General features: G+C 53.9%; 17 protein-coding genes. 4 read left to right on the forward strand and 13 right to left on the reverse strand.

The genetic code is table 11. From position 1 onward, the window contains the following. Window positions 1-33 precede the first annotated feature (33 nt). Window positions 34-1,206 (forward strand): MFS transporter, encoded by a 1,173-nt coding sequence (locus ACT3T7_RS10350; RefSeq protein ID WP_444630983.1) that lies wholly within the window; start codon window positions 34-36, stop codon window positions 1,204-1,206. Between the two features lie 135 nt (window positions 1,207-1,341). Here the strand turns inward: ACT3T7_RS10350 and ACT3T7_RS10355 are convergent, their stop codons facing one another. Continuing rightward, complete coding sequence (locus ACT3T7_RS10355; RefSeq protein WP_444630984.1) at window positions 1,342-1,920, reverse strand: NADPH-dependent FMN reductase; 579 nt, start codon at window positions 1,918-1,920, stop codon at window positions 1,342-1,344. 28 nt (window positions 1,921-1,948) lie between these two features. Beyond that, window positions 1,949-2,944, reverse strand: a complete 996-nt coding sequence (locus tag ACT3T7_RS10360; protein WP_444630985.1) for an alpha/beta hydrolase — start codon at window positions 2,942-2,944, stop codon at window positions 1,949-1,951. Window positions 2,945-3,126: 182 nt separating this feature from the next. Here ACT3T7_RS10360 and ACT3T7_RS10365 point away from each other — a divergent pair, with 182 nt between their 5' ends. Then, window positions 3,127-5,301 (forward strand): malate synthase G, encoded by a 2,175-nt coding sequence (locus tag ACT3T7_RS10365; RefSeq protein WP_444630987.1) that lies wholly within the window; start codon window positions 3,127-3,129, stop codon window positions 5,299-5,301. Between the two features lie 122 nt (window positions 5,302-5,423). Here the strand turns inward: ACT3T7_RS10365 and ACT3T7_RS10370 are convergent, their stop codons facing one another. Genes ACT3T7_RS10370 through ACT3T7_RS10395 form a run of 6 tightly spaced genes read right to left on the reverse strand, consistent with a single transcriptional unit; the run spans window position 5,424 to window position 10,555 of the window. Further along, on the reverse strand, window positions 5,424-6,170 hold the full coding sequence (locus tag ACT3T7_RS10370) for an SDR family NAD(P)-dependent oxidoreductase (RefSeq protein WP_444630988.1): 747 nt from the start codon (window positions 6,168-6,170) through the stop codon (window positions 5,424-5,426). A 3-nt stretch (window positions 6,171-6,173) separates the two neighbouring features. Next, a complete protein-coding gene (locus tag ACT3T7_RS10375; RefSeq protein ID WP_444630989.1) occupies window positions 6,174-7,025 on the reverse strand; it encodes a fumarylacetoacetate hydrolase family protein in 852 nt (283 codons plus the stop codon). After that, window positions 7,022-8,011 (reverse strand): aldo/keto reductase, encoded by a 990-nt coding sequence (locus ACT3T7_RS10380; protein ID WP_444630990.1) that lies wholly within the window; start codon window positions 8,009-8,011, stop codon window positions 7,022-7,024. The genes ACT3T7_RS10375 and ACT3T7_RS10380 overlap by 4 nt, the downstream gene beginning before the upstream one ends. Then, window positions 8,008-8,805, reverse strand: a complete 798-nt coding sequence (locus ACT3T7_RS10385) for an amidohydrolase family protein (RefSeq protein ID WP_444630991.1) — start codon at window positions 8,803-8,805, stop codon at window positions 8,008-8,010. Before ACT3T7_RS10385 ends, ACT3T7_RS10380 begins: the two co-directional genes overlap by 4 nt. Further along, window positions 8,802-9,236, reverse strand: coding sequence for an RbsD/FucU family protein (locus ACT3T7_RS10390; protein ID WP_172116880.1), 435 nt, complete (start codon window positions 9,234-9,236; stop codon window positions 8,802-8,804). Before ACT3T7_RS10390 ends, ACT3T7_RS10385 begins: the two co-directional genes overlap by 4 nt. Next, on the reverse strand, window positions 9,233-10,555 hold the full coding sequence (locus tag ACT3T7_RS10395) for an enolase C-terminal domain-like protein (protein WP_444630992.1): 1,323 nt from the start codon (window positions 10,553-10,555) through the stop codon (window positions 9,233-9,235). The genes ACT3T7_RS10390 and ACT3T7_RS10395 overlap by 4 nt, the downstream gene beginning before the upstream one ends. Before the next feature lie 97 nt (window positions 10,556-10,652). Here ACT3T7_RS10395 and ACT3T7_RS10400 point away from each other — a divergent pair, with 97 nt between their 5' ends. Then, window positions 10,653-11,366: a FadR/GntR family transcriptional regulator gene (locus ACT3T7_RS10400; protein ID WP_444630993.1), complete on the forward strand. Its 714-nt coding sequence runs from the start codon at window positions 10,653-10,655 to the stop codon at window positions 11,364-11,366. Between the two features lie 16 nt (window positions 11,367-11,382). Here ACT3T7_RS10400 and fucP read toward each other — a convergent pair whose 3' ends face one another. Next, complete coding sequence (gene fucP / locus ACT3T7_RS10405) at window positions 11,383-12,732, reverse strand: L-fucose:H+ symporter permease (protein ID WP_319941232.1); 1,350 nt, start codon at window positions 12,730-12,732, stop codon at window positions 11,383-11,385. 275 nt (window positions 12,733-13,007) lie between these two features. On the opposite strand from fucP, the gene ACT3T7_RS10410 reads away from it, so the two are divergent. Continuing rightward, window positions 13,008-13,421 carry a PaaI family thioesterase gene (locus ACT3T7_RS10410; protein ID WP_444630994.1) on the forward strand — a complete coding sequence of 138 codons (414 nt, stop codon included), beginning with the start codon at window positions 13,008-13,010 and terminating at the stop codon, window positions 13,419-13,421. A gap of 109 nt (window positions 13,422-13,530) precedes the next feature. Here ACT3T7_RS10410 and ACT3T7_RS10415 read toward each other — a convergent pair whose 3' ends face one another. From ACT3T7_RS10415 to ACT3T7_RS10430, 4 genes are all read right to left on the reverse strand, one after another. After that, a complete protein-coding gene (locus tag ACT3T7_RS10415) occupies window positions 13,531-14,499 on the reverse strand; it encodes a substrate-binding domain-containing protein (protein WP_444630995.1) in 969 nt (322 codons plus the stop codon). Window positions 14,500-14,607: 108 nt separating this feature from the next. Next, window positions 14,608-15,600: an ABC transporter permease gene (locus tag ACT3T7_RS10420; RefSeq protein ID WP_172116875.1), complete on the reverse strand. Its 993-nt coding sequence runs from the start codon at window positions 15,598-15,600 to the stop codon at window positions 14,608-14,610. Next, window positions 15,584-17,125 (reverse strand): sugar ABC transporter ATP-binding protein, encoded by a 1,542-nt coding sequence (locus tag ACT3T7_RS10425; protein ID WP_444630996.1) that lies wholly within the window; start codon window positions 17,123-17,125, stop codon window positions 15,584-15,586. The genes ACT3T7_RS10420 and ACT3T7_RS10425 overlap by 17 nt, the downstream gene beginning before the upstream one ends. Further along, entirely contained in the window at window positions 17,122-18,300 is a 1,179-nt protein-coding gene (locus ACT3T7_RS10430; protein ID WP_444630997.1) for a Gfo/Idh/MocA family protein, read from the reverse strand. The genes ACT3T7_RS10425 and ACT3T7_RS10430 overlap by 4 nt, the downstream gene beginning before the upstream one ends. Window positions 18,301-18,317 lie beyond the last annotated feature (17 nt).

An 18,317-nucleotide genomic window follows, 5' to 3' on the forward strand; every position in this document is an offset into this window, starting at 1 on the left:
GCTTAATAAAACTTCTAAACAGAGCTTCCAATTATGCGCATTTTTATAACATTAGCATCATCTAGCGCATTCTTTAACTTATACCAAACTCAAGCTATTTATCCTTGGCTGGCAACTCGATATGCTGTAGAAATATCCCAAGCGGGATGGCTAAGCATGGCTAGCCTCTTTGGCATGATGCTATGCGCCCCCTTTGCCAGCAAACTAACCTATAAGTTGCCTCCCAGAAAAACAATCATCTTTGGAATCTATATATTAATAACCTTTAATGCATGTATAGCTATAAGTACAACACTGGAAACTCTTTTTCTCATACGCTTTTTCCAAGGTATCATATTGCCCTGCATCCTGACGTCTGGAATGACGATAATAGGTCAGGCGCAATGTAAGGAAAGGCGCACTAAGTGGATTGGCTGCTATGTTACTGGAACAATCATGGGCAGCACATTGAGCCGATTTTATCCTGCCTTCGCTATCGACACTATGGGCTGGCAGTGGGGCTTTATATCCTGTGCAGGGCTACTACTTTTAGCCTTGCTCATCATGGCGCATGAAAAACACGTTAACACCATTACCGCAACGACTAACAATGATGACGAAAAAACATTTTATTTAACACAACTTAGGCACGCACTGTCTGATAAAACGCTTATAATGATCTACAGCATAGGCTTCGGGATTTTATTTACACAAAGCTCGGTCTTTACTGCTTTAGGCATCGCACTATCTTATCCCCCCTACAGTAAAACGGCTGGAGAAATAGGGCTTATCTATCTAGCCTGTTTACCTGCAATAATTGCAGTTATCACCGTACCAACGATGTATACATCTAAGAACGAGACGCTGCTCTTTATAATTTTACTGGCATTGCTTTGGGGTTCTATGCTTCTAATGACGAAGAATTATTACCTGGTCATTTTTAGTGTACTTCTCTTCTCAATAGCTACCTATCTATTGCAAGCTTTAACGACGGCAATGCTAAGCCAAGTGCGTAAAGTACCGGTCAACTTTGCCAGCGGTGTATACCTTTTCTTTTACTACGGAGGAGGAGCGCTAGGGGCAATATGTTCCGCGACGCTTTATAGCGCCGGGGGCTGGGTGGGGGTAACAATCGCTATTATGATGGTTCACGCCTTAATATTGGCACTATTACTATGGTTAACAGCCGCTTTCAATAAAAAGAAGCCCTGCACCATATCGCATTAATATCCGTTCAAACAATATCAGTCGAGTATAGGAATACACGGGCAATGTAGCACAGATGGGAGCCTGGCGTGACGCAACGGCCCCACGCCAGGCCCCGCCATCAAAGTGCCCCTTAAGGCGCTTCGCGATGCAGTTTTAACGACGCGTACACGCCAGCATATCCACCAGCCGCTGGCAGAGCGCATCCAGTTTTTTGCTATTGGCTTCTTCGATAAACGTGCCCGCTTCATCAAAAGCGGTGTGCGCTTTAGAGAGCGACATCGGCTGCGGCAGTACGATCAAGCCTAGATTGGCGAGCAACTGTTGGGCCAGCGGCATCGCACGAATGCCGCCTAACCCACCAGGCGAGGCCGACACCAGCGCAGCCCACTTGCCCGAGTAAAGTGCCAGGCCCGGCGTATCTTCATAAGGGCGAGACAGCCAATCCAGCGTGTTCTTCAAAAGCGGGGTGATAAAGCCGTTGTATTCCGGTGAGGCGATAAACAGCGCTTGGTGATCAGCAAGCAGTTCGCGCAGTTTCAGCACGTTCTCCGGAACGCCTTGGGTTTCAATATCTTCATCAAACAGAGGGCACGGGTACTCTTTCAAATCCACAAACGTGGCCACTCCGCCCAATGCCTCAATGCGCTTGGCAACCAGCCGCGCCAACTGTTTGTTGTGTGAATCCTGGCGACTGCTTCCAGCAAATACTAATACCTTGGGTACTGCGCTCATTCGATTGGGCTCCTTAATAACAGGCTATTTAGGGTTCGACAGGCTCATGCGGCCCGCCAGGCATCTGGTCAATAAACGTATTGATAGCGCTAAACAAGGCCTCGCGAATCGGCTCTGCTTCGTTAACTAAATGGTGGCGTGCTTCCGGATGGTAGTGAATCTCGGCGGCGGTAAATTTTTGTGCTAAAACGGTCAGGTTCCACTGCCAATCAACCGTTAAATCCTGCTCACCCTGCAAAATCAATGTTGGCACGTCGACAGGCTCAAGCGCGAGCAGGCGTGGCATCCAGCGCCGCATGGCACTTACCCACGCCACACTTAAGCGCTCGGGCTGCAGTGGGTCGTGATCACGCAGAAATTCGGTAAACGCTTCGTCGGTTGAGTTGGGCCGAAATTTACGCGGAATATCCTTCAAGAACGGGCTAGCGATAAGGTGCATCCAACTCGCCTGAGTCCACCGCCAAGGGCGTACCAACGGCGCGAGCAGCACCAGGCCATCCCAACCGGCCTCTTCGCGCCGGGTGAGTGCGTCGGTTGCAAGAATCGCCCCCCCGGTACTCTGCCCAACACCCAACCACGGCCTGGGAGCTATGCCTAGCGTGATCAGGGTGTTTTGCATGTAGGTGAGGCAGTGCTGATAGTCGTCAAAATCTTCAATCTCTGCGCGCGGGCCACTCGAAAGCCCATGACCCGGCAGGTCCCATAGCACTACCCGCCAGCCCTTGGCCAACAGGTGCGTTAACAGGTGACGATAAAGGCCTAAATGGTCAAAGTAACCGTGCACCACAAAGGCTGTGCCTGATGGATTGGGTGGGCTCCATACCTGGCACCACAAGGCAAAGCGGCCGGTATCGATAAAGCCTGCATGTACCTCATCGGTGCTTTCAAAGAGTGCTTCCAGACCATAATGCAGAAAATAGCCCTTCACGACGTCCCACAGCGCTTCACCCGGCACTAATCGGGAAAAGACTGATTCGCCTGCCGTTTGCCGAAACAAACTTTCCATCTGTTGGAAATCCTGCATCCAAACCTCTCTATGAGCGCCCTGCTTTCTTATCATTTGGTCGAGCATTGTGCCGCTTTAACGTCTACGCTGTTTACATGCCTGCACAGTTGTGGAAGTATTTTCCATAAATGTATTTTGCGCTTATTTTACTCTGGCCGTGGCCATTCACCACCCACGGGCACCTTCACAGGAGAAACCCCATGAGCGAGCGTATCACGCGCCACCGATTGCAGGTGGCCACCGAGCTGGACCGCTTTATTAACGAGCAGGCACTACCTGGCACGGGCGTTGATGAAAGCGCCTTCTGGGCCGGTGTCGATGCCCTGTTCCATGATCTGACCCCAAAAAATAAACAATTGCTAGCAGAGCGTAATGCGCTGCAAGAAAAAATTGATGCATGGCATCGTGAGAACCCCGGCCCCGTTAGCGACATGCCAGCCTACCGGGCCTTTTTGAAAGAGATCGGCTACCTGGCCGACCTGCCTTCCAACGTAAAGGCGACCACCGCCAATGTCGACCGCGAAGTTGCCATACAGGCAGGTCCACAGTTGGTGGTGCCGGTAAGTAACGCCCGCTACGCCCTGAATGCGGCGAATGCGCGCTGGGGCAGTCTTTATGACGCGCTCTATGGCACCGACGCTATTTCCGAGGAAGACGGCGCGGAAAAAGGCACAAGCTTTAACCCCAAGCGCGGCGCTAAAGTCATTGCCTATGCGCGAGGCGTTCTGGACCGTGCCGCGCCGCTGGCCACAGGCTCCCACCGCGACGCGGTTAACTACACAATTCGTGACGGCCATTTGGTCGTTACGCTGGAAGGCGGCCGGGAAACTGGCCTAAAAGATTCCGGCAAGCTGATTGGCTTTACCGGTGAAACGTCCGCTCCTGAGACGATTCTGCTAACCAATAATGGCCTGCACCTGGAAATCCAGATCGATGCCAGTCACGCCATTGGCAAAACCGACCCGGCGGGCGTAAAAGACGTCGTCGTTGAAGCCGCGCTCACCACCATTATGGACTGCGAAGACTCCGTGGCCGCCGTGGATGCTGAAGACAAGGTAGGCGTTTATAGCAACTGGCTCGGCCTGATGAAGGGCGATCTGGAAGAGAACATCGACAAGGGCGGTAAAACCTTCACCCGTAAGCTGCACGCTGACCGCACCTGGAACACCACCGAAGGCGGCAAGGTGACCCTACCCGGCCGTTCGCTGATGTTTGTGCGTAACGTGGGCCACTTGATGACCACGCCAGCGATTCTGGATGAGGAGGGCAACGAGCTTCCAGAGGGTATTCTCGATGCTGTGGTGACCTCGCTGCTTGCCCTGCACGATCTTAAAAAAGATGCCGACCAGCCACGCAACTCGCGTACCGGCTCGGTGTATATCGTCAAGCCGAAGATGCACGGCCCTGCCGAGGCAGCATTTGCCAACGAACTGTTTGGCCGCGTAGAAGATATCCTTGGCATGAGCCGGGACACCCTAAAGATGGGCATCATGGACGAAGAGCGCCGCACCACGGTCAACCTCAAGGCGTGTATTGCCGAGGCCTCTTCACGCGTGGCGTTCATCAACACCGGCTTCCTGGACCGCACCGGCGATGAGATGCACACCGCCATGGAAGCAGGCCCCATGGTCCGCAAGGGCGATATGAAATCCGCCGCGTGGATTACCGCCTACGAGAAGAGCAACGTACAGGTGGGTCTTGCTTGCGGTCTACGCGGTCGCGCCCAGATCGGTAAAGGCATGTGGGCCATGCCCGATTTAATGCACAACATGCTGGAACAGAAAATCGGCCATCCTAAAGCCGGTGCCAACACCGCTTGGGTACCTTCGCCCACGGCCGCTACCCTACATGCGTTGCACTATCATCAGGTGAATGTCACCGACGTTCAGCGCGAGCTTGAAGCACTGGGCGAGCCCGACTTCCTCGACGACTTACTCAGCGTCCCAGTGGCGGAAAACCCCAACTGGTCAGATGACGAGATTCAGCAAGAGTTGGATAACAACTGCCAAGGCATTCTGGGTTACGTGGTGCGCTGGGTAGAGCACGGCGTGGGCTGCTCCAAAGTGCCGGATATTCACGATGTAGGCCTGATGGAAGACCGCGCCACGCTACGCATCTCCAGCCAGCATATTGCCAACTGGCTGCATCACGGCATTGTCGATGCGCCGCGCGTTGAAGAAACCCTCAAGCGCATGGCGAAAGTGGTCGATGAGCAAAACGCAGGCGATCCCACTTACACCGCGATGAGCAGTCACTTTGAGGACTCCACCGCGTTCAAGGCAGCATCGGACTTGATCTTCAAAGGCCGCGTACAGCCGTCGGGCTACACCGAGCCGCTGCTTCACGAATGGCGCCAGGTGCATAAAGCGAAGTAAACGCCTATCTTGATAGCGCTTATTAAACAGCCCCTTAAGGTGCGAAATGACTGCACCTTGAGGGGCTTTTAGTAGAAATCGACTACGGTAGCCTTTGCGAAAAAGGCAGGGCCCGTTATCGTTTACTGTGGCCTCAACCTCAGTGACTCCATCCCACCATCGACGGGAAGACACACGCCCACTGAGGAGCGATTGGCAGGGTCTGCCAAATAGGCTACCGCTTGGGCTACTTCCTCTGCGCTAACAAGTCGGCCATGAGGCTGGCGTGCCTCTAGCGCTGTACGTTCCGCCGCTGGATCATCAGCCTGTTGCAGGAGCCGCCCAACCCATGGAGTATCAGCAGTTCCTGGGGCCACACAATTCACCCGAATGCCCTCACGCACATGATCAGCAGCCATCGCTCGGGTCAATGCGAGTACAGCCCCTTTGGTGGCGGAATATAACGCTCTTTGCGGCAAACCCACATTAGAGGCGATAGAGGCCATATTCGTAATCGATGCAGACGCTGACTTTCTTAGATGAGGCAGTGCCGCTCGGGACACACGCGCCATCCCAGCAACATTGATCTCCCATGATTGAGTCCACTCTTTGTCTGAGTTATCAGCGACACTCCCTTGGGCCCCAATGCCAGCGTTATTGACTACAATATCCAAGCGCCCAAACTTATCAACAGTCGCCTGAACGGCACGGTTCACTGAGGTACTATCTGCAACGTTACACTCTTGCCAATAGTGCTGATTTCCTGAATCGACAATATCAAGAACGGCAACACTGGCTCCTTCTTTAGCCAAAAGATCGGCGATCGCTGCGCCAATCCCTGAGGCGCCACCGGTCACAAGGGCCACCAAACCTTCAAAGCGTGCAGACATAACTCACTCCTCCCAAGCTCGATAGGTTTGGCGTTGACGACCCAATCCTTCAATCTCGACGTCAACGACATCGCCTGATTTCAGATACGCAAAGCGTCCAGATACAGCGACTCCCTGAGGCGTTCCTGTCGAGATCACATCGCCTGGCTCAAGTTGCATGTACTGGGAAAGATCGCGCACGATCTCGGCACAGCTAAATATCATGTCGGCTGTACGGGAATCTTGCCGAGACTCTCCATTAACCCAAGAGCGCAATCTCACATCCGCTGGATTAAATTCATCTGCCGTTACGATCCAAGGTCCTAATGGCATATAGCCGGGGCTGCATTTACCCTTACTCCACTGACCTCCTGAAATTTCTAGCTGGAACGCTCGCTCGGAGAGGTCGTTAGCTAATACATAGCCGCCGATATGCTGCGCCGCATCTTCCAAAGAATCACAGTAGGCGGCCGTGCTACCGATAATGATACCCAGCTCAACCTCCCAGTCAGTCTTCAGGGAGCCACGAGCAATGGTAACGGTGTCATTTGGGCCCGCAATGGTATTGGGCGTTTTGAGAAAAACGATAGGGCTCTTCGGCGGCTCCGCACCGGACTCAGCCGCATGGGCGGCGTAATTCTGACCGATACAGATCACCGCTGAAGTGGTAGCCACGGGGGAGCCATAGCGAATATTATCGTCGATATTAACAGCGGTAAGACGACCTTTTTCAACCAATTCACTAAGTTTCCGCACCCCACCAGAGGCCCAGAATTCGGGGCCAAAATCACCTACCGGCGAAGCGTCGTACAACACTCCATCAATCTCAACAAGCGGCGTTTCATATCCAAGTTCACCACGGCGTAACAGCTTCATACTTCCTCCTTTAGCAGACCCTGGGCCCGCAGATCATTCCAGAATGCTTCGGGTATTTCGGATGACGCTAGCGCAAGATTCTTCTCAACTTGCGCAACCGAACGCATACCGGCCATAACATTCACAACAGCAGGATGCCGCTTGGGAAAGTGCAGCGCGGCCTCTGGAAGGCTCACTCCATGATCGCGCGCCACCGCAGCAATCTGCCGCGTCCGATCCAGCGCCCACTTTGGTGCGGGGCCGTACTCGTACCACGCGTCCTCGGACGGCTCTTCGCGCGCAAGTAATCCAGAGTTGAAAATCCCAACGGCAATAACGCCCACTCCTTTCGCCTGACAGGCTGACATCAACCCCACTTGCTCCTGCTCAAGCAAGGTATACCTACCGGCAAGCATGACTAAATCGGGATCGGAATGATCCACGAAACGGCGCAGCATAGTGGCGTCTTTAGAACCAATACCCCACGCTGAAATAACCCCTTCGCTGCGAAGTCGGTTCAGCATGGGTACCGCACCGCTGATCGCTTCGTCGAAGCGGTCAGTCGGCTCTTCAGGGTCATGAATCCAGAGAATGTCGACAGCGTCGAGTTTCAGCCGCCCCAACGACTCTTCAAGGCTGCGCTGTACCCCATCGGCTGTGTAGTCACGAAGGCGCGTTAGATTATCGGGGACAAGAAAACCATTTTGATGATCAGAACCCTGCGGCATTGGGTTCTCTCTTAGCAGTCTTCCCACCTTGGTGGAAATAACGTAATCTTTGCGCGACTGCCCACTAAGCGCTCTACCAATCCGCTCTTCGGAAAGCCCTAAACCATAATGTGGGGCGGTGTCGAAGAACCTTAGTCCGCCCTCCCATGCGGCCTCCACGGCATCGATGCACGCCTGCTCTGCCACCTTTTTTCCCATGTTTCCAAATTGCGCCGTACCGAACCCCAACTCACTAAAAGCGGTGTTGAGCTTATTAGGTAAACGAGAAGATGTGGTCATTGACTTGGTCTCCTTGAGTAGATACGAAGGGCGTTCTCGTGGGCAATTGCCGCACGGTGTTCAGCAGGCAAGAGTTCTAATACTCGCAAGCACCAATCGTAGGTATCCAGGCTAACGGGATAGTCACTGCCGAGTAGGCAACGCTGAGGGCCGAAAAGCTCAACGGCGGCCCCCACCACGCCAGCCGTAACATCTTCCAGCGCTATAGACCCTTGGCATTCCGCAGGTAATCCGGAGAGCTTGCAATGTACGTTGGGTAGCTCCGCAAGACATGCCAAGTCTCGGTGCCAATTGAACATGGCCTGTTTATTACCAACCTCAGGCTTTCCCATATGGTCCAGCACCACAGTAAGCTCAGGCACTTGCGAAAGCAGTTGGGTGAGTGCAGGTAATTCCCCGGCTCTAACGCAGGCATCAAACGGAATGCCGTTGTCTGCAAGTCTTTTCATTCCCTGTAAGAGATAAGGCGAGTTGAAGAGGTTACGATCCTGTAGAAGCCTACGCACACCAACCAACTTGGGTAGCGTTGTAACTCTTTCCAGTCTTTCAGCAGCGTCATGTGCCTCGAGCGCCACACCGGCCACGATGCCGTAAACCCGCGAGTCCTTCTCTGCTATATCAGCGAGCCAATCAGCTTCCTTGACTGGGTCATCGGCATCGGCTTCAACGAGAATGTATTGGCGTTTTTCAACCCGCTCGGGAATGGCTGATTTGGATGGCAATCCTGCTTGAGCAAGCCACGAAACATGGACAGTTGACGTATCCCAGATGTGAAGGTGTGTATCGATAATCATGGCACGCCGACCGTCAGCAAGAGATTCGAATATGGGCGTGTTTCACCGGTAGCAACGAGAAGACATACGTCGGGCTCACGACAAGCCGCATAAAATTCCATCCGCGCCAAACTCGACCATATGATGTCTTCTCCGCCACGATGAACATGCGAAGCCAGCAACTGCTGAAATTCCTTAACAGCTTCAGAGGCACCGCCTTCGGCCGTTTGCATATAAATCGCAGACTCCACATAAATCGTCTCTGCCACCGCCTTTAAAACGTCGGCAGCCGGAATCATTCCTGCACAGAGGTTCAAGTGGACTCTTGGGGCAGTAGACGGCGCCCCCGTTGAATGCGGATAAAGCGCATCAGCAATGAGAATCTGCGCTCCATGGCCTGCCTCGGCTAGACCAGAAAGCAACGCCGGATGCAGAACGCGTCCTTTAATCATACGGCGGCTCCGTCTCGGCGCTTCTTCCACTCAGCACCATTCGGCCAAGCCCAACTCGCCAGCGACTCCGCTTTTATTTCCGCAGAGTAGCCAGGAGCTGCTGGCAGCAAGTAAGCCCCGTCTTTAACTCTGCAAGGGTCAACGAAATGTTCGTGAAGGTGATCCACGTATTCGGCAACACGTCCCTCCATCGGGCCTGAGACCGCGACGTAATCAATCATCACCAAGTGGCTAACAAGCTCACAAAGCCCGACACCACCAGCATGAGGGCACACGGGTTTCGCGAATTTTTTAGCCATGAGTAAGACAGGAATAATTTCGTTGATACTGGCGAGTCGACAGGAATCGATCTGAACAAAATCTACAGCGTTGGCTTGCAGTAACTGTTTGAACAGTACACGGTTCATACCATGCTCACCGGTCGCGATGCCAATGCCCTCGTCGCGAACACCATCGGCAATAGCGCGGTGGCCTAAAACATCATCAGGGCTAGTGGGCTCTTCAATCCATAGCAGATTGTGATGGGCTAGCTCTCGCACTCTCTGGATAGCTTCTGGCACATCCCAAATCTGGTTGGCATCGATCATTAGCGATCTGTCCGAACCAATTACCGAACGAGCGATACCAAGCCGACGCTCATCGTCTTCAGGGTTTGCACCGACCTTAAGCTTAATATGCTGATAGCCCTCCTCAATCGCTTCGCGGCAGAGCCTTTCAAGCTTTTCATCCGAATACCCCAGCCACCCGGCGGATGTTGTATAGCACTGAAACCCATGACCCTTGAGATCAGAAATTCGTTCTTCACGATATTGGCGCTGCTCTTCCAGCATAGCGACGGCTTCATCGGCCGTCAGCACATCAGAGAGGTAGCTCAAGTCGAGTTGATTGACGAGATCAGCCGGTTCCATTTCACAGATATATTGCCAGAGCGGCAGCCCTGCTCGGCGTGCTGCAAGATCCCATACCGCATTCATCACAGCGGCACGAGCCAAGTGAACGACCCCTTTATCTGGCCCGAGCCAACGAAGCTGAGAGTCCTCTGCAAGTTCACGGTAGGCTTGCCCAGGCTTATCGCATAACTCAGCCACATCACGTCCGACAAAGCGAGAGGCTAATGCGTTAACCGCTTGAAGGCAGATATCATTTCCACGCCCTATGGTAAAAGTAAACCCGCATCCATAGAGCGCATCATCATCCGTTATAAGCCGGAGATAAGCGGCGGAGTAATCTGCATCCTTATTAACAGCATCAGATCCATCGCTACTGTCTGACGTAGGAAATCGCAGATCGATAAGGTCAATGGCAGTAATAGCAGTCATCTTTTAACCCCGAATTCATATGATGTATTTAACTCTGGCTTAATTCTTACGCTAGCTTCAAACTTTCTTAATTCACCGCAATAACCCAGGAAAGCGCATGAGTGAAGACAACCTCGCAGACAACGCCGTACGCCGCCCATCACAAAACGAAGTGGTTGTTCAAGGCATCCAGGACATGATCACTTCGAGAGAGATCAAGCCTGGTGACAGGCTCCCTGTAGAACCCCTACTTGCCGAGCGTTTCCATGTATCTCGCAGCTCTCTTCGAGAAGGTGTACGCGCACTGGTTGCCATGGGCATCCTGGAAACAAGGCAAGGCTCCGGCACTACCGTTACAACGCTTGATCCTCATTTACTTCTTAAGCCGCTGGTTTTTTGGGCCAGCATTCAGGGCGACAAATCCTCACTTGACCTGCACGCTGTGCGCCAAGCACTTGAAGTTGAGTCTGCTGCTACCGCGGCTTCGCGAAGAACACCGGAAGATATTGAGCAACTCAAACACCTGCTCAAAACGGCGGAACCTGCCATTCGAGCTAAAGATCACGAAGCGGCCATGGCGGTAGACCTGGAGTTTCATCTCACGGTGGCAAGGATCTCCCGAAACCCCATCCTTATCGCTCTTTTAGAAGCACTGTCTCGCCCAACGCTAAGAATGAGGATATGGCAGTCCATTTACCGCGGGGGCCGCCTGGACACTACACACCATGAACATCTGGCAGTACTGAATGCGATTGCCGCTGGCGACCCCATTTCGGCGCATGCTGCCATGCACACTCATCTGGCTCAGGTTGCCGTTAATCTGGAAGACTGATCCCCAGCGATAAGCACTAGGCTAGATCTTCAGCATTGGCTGACTCCGGCGCAGGATTACGCAGCACATACATGCCGTATCCAACGATCACCATGAAACACCCCATCACTACCAGGTAACTGATTCGAGCCGATGTCATATCGATTACCCATCCCTGTAACGGAGGAATAAGTGCGCCTCCAACAATCGCCATAACCAGCCCCGCAGCACCATACTTGGTGTCCTGACCAAGCCCAGTGAGCGCGATGCCATAGATAGTGGGAAATAGAAGTGAAATACAGGCACTCAGCATAACGATGGCGACTGATCCAACTATGCCACCACTTATTACAGCAAGCAGGGACAGCCCTACGCCCAGCACACACATAAGCGTCATTAACTTACGTGGATCAAAGCGCCCCATTAAACCCACCATAAGGAAGCGGGAGAACAAAAAGACCAACAGAGATGCCTGAAGCCAGTACCCTGCGACGGCATTGCTAACGCCCAGGTTTTCAGTAATGTAGTGGAGCGTAAACGTCCAGGCACATGTCTGAGCAGCAACATTAAAGAACTGGGCGACAACACCAAATGAGTAGCGGCGATTTTTCAACAACCGCCCCAGGCGGCTACCAGGCAGCTTCACAGCGTCTGCTTTGCGGTCTGACATCAAAGCCGTATGCGCCGGAACACGCACCATAGCGATGGCGATAGCAATAACAATGTAGAGCAACGCCAACGTTATATAGGGGCCCATCACAGCTTGCAGCTCGGCTGACTGAATGCTTTCAAGTTCTTGTTGCGAAAGTGCCGCACGATCTACCGCTGTGGCGGGATTAACATGGGGCAAAATAAAGATCGCAGCCAACAACACGCCAAGGTTAGAACCAATAGGATTGAAGGCCTGTGCAAAGTTAAGCCGGCGCGTCGCATTGTGCCGTGGCCCCATAGCCATGACATAAGGATTTGCCGATGTCTCCAAAATAGAGAGCCCCGCCGCCAGCGTGAACAAAGCGACAAGAAACATTGAGTAGGTCATTACAATCGAGGCAGGAAAGAAAAGAAAACCGCCTGTGGCGGCCAAAAGCAGACCGATCAGCACCCCCCCCTTATAGCCAAGCTGCGAGTTAATCCAAGCGGCTGGAATGGCTAACGCGAAGTACGCCCCGTAATAAGAAAATTGAACCAACGAAGACTGAAACGCGCTCATTGAGAAAACTGAACCGAAAACCGATACCAGCGGGTCGGTCAAGTTTCCAGCCAATCCCCATGCCGCAAAACAGGCAACTATTAACAAGAATGGCAGGCGCATGCCTTTGTGGAGGAATGGTTCTTTTTTTAATTCTGAATTCTCTTTAGACGATAGTTCAGCAAGCTGTGATTGCACGAGCAACTCCTTGTTATATTATTATTCAAGGTTAATTCATCTGATGAATTTCGCTGGAAATAAACTAGCCAACTTGGATGTATATGGCAAGCTTCGGCTTGCTAGCCATTCGTCTAAGATTTCTAGCGAGAATTGGTTTTCTTGAATACTAGAGTTGCTATACGTATACCTGACCCAGCTGTATCCAATGTTAGCCACTTAACTATTACTTTCTCTTTGAAAGGCTGACTTGTAGCAGCAAGATTGTGGAGAAATAACCAAACAGGATAACAACAATGGCCATCATGACTGTCGAACAGATCGAGCACTTTCTGGATGAGGTGTTTCCCCAGCGAATGGGCAGAGTTGAAAGCGTAGGCGAGATGTGTGCCACGATGCGCTTAACGGTAGGCTATGAACACCTGCGCCCCGGCCCCCGAGTAAGCGGCCCCACGATGATGGGCTTTGCCGATGTAGCGTTGTATGTGGCGATTCTGGCCCAAATCGGCCCCGAACCCATGGCGGTGACCAGCGACTTAAACTGCCATTTCCTGCGCGCCGCTTCAGGCGAACACGACATTATCGCCCACGCCAAACTGATCAAGCTGGGCCGCCGTTTAGCGGTGGGTGAAGTGCAGATATTCTCCGCAGCCGATGAACGCCGCCCAGTTGTGCACGTCACCGCAAGCTATGCCTTGCCCGCTACGTAGCAGCCGACAAACGGGGTAAGCAGCGATCGTAGAGAATGGCTTGCAAAAAAACGCCCCGGGCCCTGGCTTCTTGATAGCCAGGGCCCGGGGCGTTTAGCGGCCAGGTAGCTTAGTAAGCGGCTTCTGGCTCGTAGTACTCTTCTACATTGTCGAGGGTGATCAGGTCAGCGTTAAGAATAAGCCGTGAAGGCACGCCGTGGTACATATCGCCCAGATGCTCGCCTTTCACGCCGTGTACCGCTACCGCCATGGCAGAGGCAATCATGTTCGGCGGATAGGTAACGGTGCCTTTAACCATCGGATGCTCGTTACGGATCATTTCAATCACGCGCTGAGAACCGCCACCGCCCACAATCAGTTGGATATCGTCGCGGTTGTTTTCATCCACCGCCTGAAGCGCCGAGATCAATACGTCATCATCACCCGCCCAAATGGCGTCCACTTCCGGGTTACTGCCCAGCAGGTCTTCCGTTACGCTAAGCGCCTGCTGTGGGTTCCAGTTGGTCGTTTGAGAGGCCAGGATATTGATATCGGGATAGTTTTCCATCACCCGGTTAAAGGCATCGACACGCTGGCTGTTGATAGGGATGGGCGGGCCTTCCAGCACCAGAATATTGCCCTCGCCGCCCAACTCTTCAGCGATATAACGCGCGGCGTGCTCGCCTAAGCCTGGGTTATCGCCCGCAATAAAGACGTTTTGCGCAGGCGTTTCAAGCTCGCGGTCCACCACAACGGTATAGATGCCTTCATCGTAGGCTTCGGAAATAACTGCCTGAAGCGTTGCCGGGTCGTGGGGAAGAATGACCAGCGCATCCAGGTTGCGGATCATCAAATCTTCCACGTTAGAGACCTGGGCCGTGCCGGAGTTAGCGGAGAGTACCGTAAAACTGACATCCGGATACTCCTCACTTAGGTCGTCGGCGGCTTGCTGTGCCCACCATAAAAGGCCTGCGGTCCAGCCATGGTCAGCGGACGGCACGGTGACGCCAATATGGTAGTCGTCGGCCAGCGCCAGGCTGGACGTACTCGCTATGGCCGTTGCCAGCGCGGCAGTCTTGAAAAGGCGTGATAGTGTCATTGTTATTGCTCCCTTTCTAACGTACATCGTAGATGGGCGAGCCAACCCCGCCCAGTGTGATCGTCGGCCCTGTTTGGGCATAGCGACCGGAAAGACCGTTTTTACAAGTCAGGTACGCTTGTACTGCAGCAGTACCGCCAGCAAAATGACGCCGCCCTTGACCAGCCCCTGTAAATAAGGGGAAACGCCGGTCAGGTTAAGCATGTTGTTGATAATACCTAGAATCAGCGCACCGATGACCGTACCCCATATCGAGCCGCGCCCACCGGAAAGCGCCGTGCCTCCGATGACGACGGCGGCGATAGCATCCAGTTCATAAAAGTAGCCTGCATCACTCGGGCTTACCGAGTTGAGCCGTGAAGTCAGCATGATGGCCGAAAGACCCACACAGATGCCCGCAATCACAAAGGTGGAGAGCACAATGCGCTCAACCCGAATGCCCGAATAGCGTGCTACCTGAGGATTAGCGCCCACCGCGCACACATGCCGCCCGTAAGGGGTATGAAACAGCAGCACATGCGCGATGATCGCTAAGCCAAAGAATACGATCACCGGAACCGGAATGCCCAGCAAAAAGCCGCCGCCCACGCTTGAGAAGTGCGGGTTGGGGGTAGAAACCACTGCTGCATCGGTGAAGTAGAGCGCCAGCGAACGAAAAATCGACATACTGGCAAGCGTTACCACAAAGGCCGCTATGCGCCCTCGGGTGACTAACAGGCCGTTGAATAGCCCTAACAACCCGCCCGCAGCGATAGCGGCCAACAGGCCGAGAAGCACCGCCTGAATGGGGTCACTAATGCTATTGACGATATACAGGATAACCACGCCCACCAGCGCCACCATCGACCCCACCGACAGATCGATCCCGCCGGCGATAATCACAAAGGTCATGCCGATAGCGATAATGCCGGTATAGGAGACCTGGCGCATTACGTTGGAAATATTGCGCGTATTAAGAAAATATTCGCTGGCGATGGACGACACCACGAACAGCAAAATCAGCGCCACCAGCGGGGCCAGAATCGTCGCGTTAAGGGGCAGCCTGCGCAGGCCTTGGCGTGCAACGCTCCCCATTGTCTTGGTATTAGGCGGTTGAGCCATCTTGATTCCCCACTTGTTCACGGTTGGCGTGCTGCCGTGCGCCAGCGGCATACAGCATTATTTGTTCTTCATTGATCTCGTCACCGTTAAGCTCAACGGCTATTTGTCCCTCGCGAATCACTAACACCCGATCCGCAATACCAATGACCTCTTCAAGCTCAGAGGAGATCACGACAACAGCTTTATTTTGTTCGGTAAAGTCGCGAATCAACCGGTAAATCTGCTGTTTAGCGCTGATGTCGATGCCGCGGGTGGGCTCATCGAGCATCAGGATCTCGGGCTCGATATCGAGTAGCTTCGAGAAGTAAACCTTCTGTTGGTTACCACCGCTCAACAGGCTCACCGGCGCCGCGAGGTTGGATGCCTTGATGGCCAAGCGCTGCTGGTAATGTTCAGCTTGACGCCGTTCAGCGCGATGTTTGATAAACCCGCGCACATAGCGCTTCAGGCTAAGGGCGGTAATGTTCTGCATGACGTTAAACGAGAGAATCAGCCCCTTGCCCTGGCGGTCTTCCGACAGATACGCCAAGCCGTGGGCGTGGGCTTCGTTGGGTGACCGAAGATCAACAAGCTCGCCATCGATAAATATCTCGCCCTGCTCTTTGCGGTGCAGCCCCATGATGGTTTCAGCAATTTCGGTGCGCCCCGCACCTACCAGCCCGGCCAGCCCCAACACTTCGCCACGGCGTACTTCAAGGTTGATGTCCTTGAGCTTGCCTTTAAGGCTCAAGCCCCGCACCCGCAGCGCGGGCGGCGTGTTATCAGCACGTTGTGCGATCTTCTCAGGGTAAATTTGTGACAGCTCACGCCCGACCATTTTGCGCGCCATGTCCTCTTCATTAAGCGTCGCGGTCTCGCACAGCTCTACTTGCTGGCCGTCGCGTAAAATCAGCAGCCGATCACAGAGATCTTTGACCTCTTTTAGCTTGTGAGAAATAAACAGAATCGTGACGCCCTTGGCGACCAGCGCGCGCACCACGTTAAACAGCACTGCAACTTCGCGGTCGGTCAGCACCGTGGTGGGTTCATCCAGAATCAGCAGACGCGCGTCGTTAACCAGCACCCTGGCCACTTCTACCATCTGCTTTTGGGCAACGCTTAGCCGCTCGATGGGAAGTTCAGGGTCCAAGTCCACTTCTAGCGAGCTGAGCAGTTGCTGGGTGCGCTTACGCATGCCTGAGTGATCAAGAAAACCATTACGGCGTACTTCCTGGCCCAAAAAGACATTTTCATAGACACGCAGCGTGGGGATTAAATTGAATTCCTGGGGGATCATCGCCACGCCGTGAGAACGCGCCGTAATCGGGTCCAATGCGCTGAATATCTGGCCATTCAGGTGAATCGTACCCACCGTTGGCGTGTAAATACCGCTGATGATCTTTAACAGCGTGGATTTTCCGGCGCCATTTTCCCCCAGAATACCCAGCACTTCGCCCGGCATAACGGAAAGGGAAATATCATTCAGTACTTGAACGGGGCCGAACGCTTTACCGATCCCTTCAAGCTTTAAAATAGGCTCACTCATGGGGCGCCCCCAGAAGCGCCTGACGCTTTACTCAGATGCAGCGGCGTCCAGCTACCCTCCGCCTCGTGTGAGGTAATCGCGGCGGCAATAAAGCGCATGCCATCCACACCGTCTTCAATGCCGGGCAACCAAGACGGATACTCGCCTGACGTGTACCCATCGGCCAGCGCCTGATACAGGTTGGCAAAGGCTTCAATGTAGCCTTCCGGATGCCCGCCCGGCACGCGAACGCCTTGAGCGATATTCGCGCTTAGCCAGTCATCGCGCCGCGTTAAGCGCTGGCTTGGCCCATTAAGCGGTTTCAGCCACAGCTCGTTGGGCTGCTCCTGGGCCCATTGCAGGCTGGCCTTCTCGCCGATGATGCGGATGGTTAACGCGTTTTCATAACCGGCGGCCGTCTGGCTTGCCCACAGCATGCCTCGCGCGCCGCCATCGAAACGCAACAACGCCTGAACGTTATCATCAAGCGCCCGCCCCGGCACCGCGGTCACCAGCTCAGCGCTTACTTCACTGACTCGCTGGCCGCTAATAAACTGGGCCAGCTGAAATGCGTGCACGCCGATATCTCCCAGGCAGCCCGCCGCCCCCGCCTGAGCGGGGTCCAACCGCCAGGCAGCCTGGCGGTTATCGGCTTCAGGGGGTTCGCTTAACCACTCTTGAATATATTCGACCTGTACATGGCGAAGCTGCCCCAGCGCGCCTTCGGCAATCAGTTCACGGGCATGCTGAACCAGTGGATAACCCGCATAGTTGTGCATTAATACAAAGTGGCGAGCGCTTTTCTCAGCCGCCTGCGCCAGCTGCTCGGCTTCCTCAACACTGAGCGTCATGGGTTTTTCACACACCACGTGAAAGCCCGCTTCCAGGCTTGCCAGCGCCGCCGGGTAATGCAGGTGGTTAGGTGTGACTATCGCCACGACCTGCGCGCCATCTTCGCGAGCGGCTTCGCCTGCCAACAGTGCTGCGTAGTCGGCATAGCAGCGCTGCTCATCAATACCTAACTCGTTGGCGGTCGCCAGGTTGCGCTCGGCCTGAGATGAAAAAGCCCCGGCCACCAGCTCAAAGCGGTCGTCCAGGCGCGCCGCCATACGGTGCACACCGCCGATAAAAGCCCCCTGGCCGCCGCCTATCATGGCGAGGCGAAGTCTGCGCGGCGTGTTATTGATTATTGTCATGAAGTAATCCCTGAGCG

It is taken from the genome of Halomonas sp. 111, assembly GCF_052379685.1.
Taxonomy (GTDB): domain Bacteria; phylum Pseudomonadota; class Gammaproteobacteria; order Pseudomonadales; family Halomonadaceae; genus Vreelandella; species Vreelandella citrativorans.

What these genes read in the sequence shown, in the direction of transcription:
- ACT3T7_RS10410 (WP_444630994.1), top strand. Translation starts at nt 13,008, where the DNA reads ATGGCCATCATGACTGTCGAACAGATCGAGCACTTTCTGGATGAGGTG.
- ACT3T7_RS10375 (WP_444630989.1), bottom strand. Translation starts at nt 7,025, where the DNA reads ATGAAGCTGTTACGCCGTGGTGAACTTGGATATGAAACGCCGCTTGTT.
- ACT3T7_RS10380 (WP_444630990.1), bottom strand. Translation starts at nt 8,011, where the DNA reads ATGACCACATCTTCTCGTTTACCTAATAAGCTCAACACCGCTTTTAGT.
- ACT3T7_RS10430 (WP_444630997.1), bottom strand. Translation starts at nt 18,300, where the DNA reads ATGACAATAATCAATAACACGCCGCGCAGACTTCGCCTCGCCATGATA.
- ACT3T7_RS10355 (WP_444630984.1), bottom strand. Translation starts at nt 1,920, where the DNA reads ATGAGCGCAGTACCCAAGGTATTAGTATTTGCTGGAAGCAGTCGCCAG.
- ACT3T7_RS10365 (WP_444630987.1), top strand. Translation starts at nt 3,127, where the DNA reads ATGAGCGAGCGTATCACGCGCCACCGATTGCAGGTGGCCACCGAGCTG.
- ACT3T7_RS10415 (WP_444630995.1), bottom strand. Translation starts at nt 14,499, where the DNA reads ATGACACTATCACGCCTTTTCAAGACTGCCGCGCTGGCAACGGCCATA.
- ACT3T7_RS10425 (WP_444630996.1), bottom strand. Translation starts at nt 17,125, where the DNA reads ATGAGTGAGCCTATTTTAAAGCTTGAAGGGATCGGTAAAGCGTTCGGC.
- ACT3T7_RS10385 (WP_444630991.1), bottom strand. Translation starts at nt 8,805, where the DNA reads ATGATTATCGATACACACCTTCACATCTGGGATACGTCAACTGTCCAT.
- ACT3T7_RS10400 (WP_444630993.1), top strand. Translation starts at nt 10,653, where the DNA reads ATGAGTGAAGACAACCTCGCAGACAACGCCGTACGCCGCCCATCACAA.
- ACT3T7_RS10370 (WP_444630988.1), bottom strand. Translation starts at nt 6,170, where the DNA reads ATGTCTGCACGCTTTGAAGGTTTGGTGGCCCTTGTGACCGGTGGCGCC.
- ACT3T7_RS10360 (WP_444630985.1), bottom strand. Translation starts at nt 2,944, where the DNA reads ATGCAGGATTTCCAACAGATGGAAAGTTTGTTTCGGCAAACGGCAGGC.
- ACT3T7_RS10420 (WP_172116875.1), bottom strand. Translation starts at nt 15,600, where the DNA reads ATGGCTCAACCGCCTAATACCAAGACAATGGGGAGCGTTGCACGCCAA.
- ACT3T7_RS10390 (WP_172116880.1), bottom strand. Translation starts at nt 9,236, where the DNA reads ATGATTAAAGGACGCGTTCTGCATCCGGCGTTGCTTTCTGGTCTAGCC.
- ACT3T7_RS10395 (WP_444630992.1), bottom strand. Translation starts at nt 10,555, where the DNA reads ATGACTGCTATTACTGCCATTGACCTTATCGATCTGCGATTTCCTACG.
- ACT3T7_RS10350 (WP_444630983.1), top strand. Translation starts at nt 34, where the DNA reads ATGCGCATTTTTATAACATTAGCATCATCTAGCGCATTCTTTAACTTA.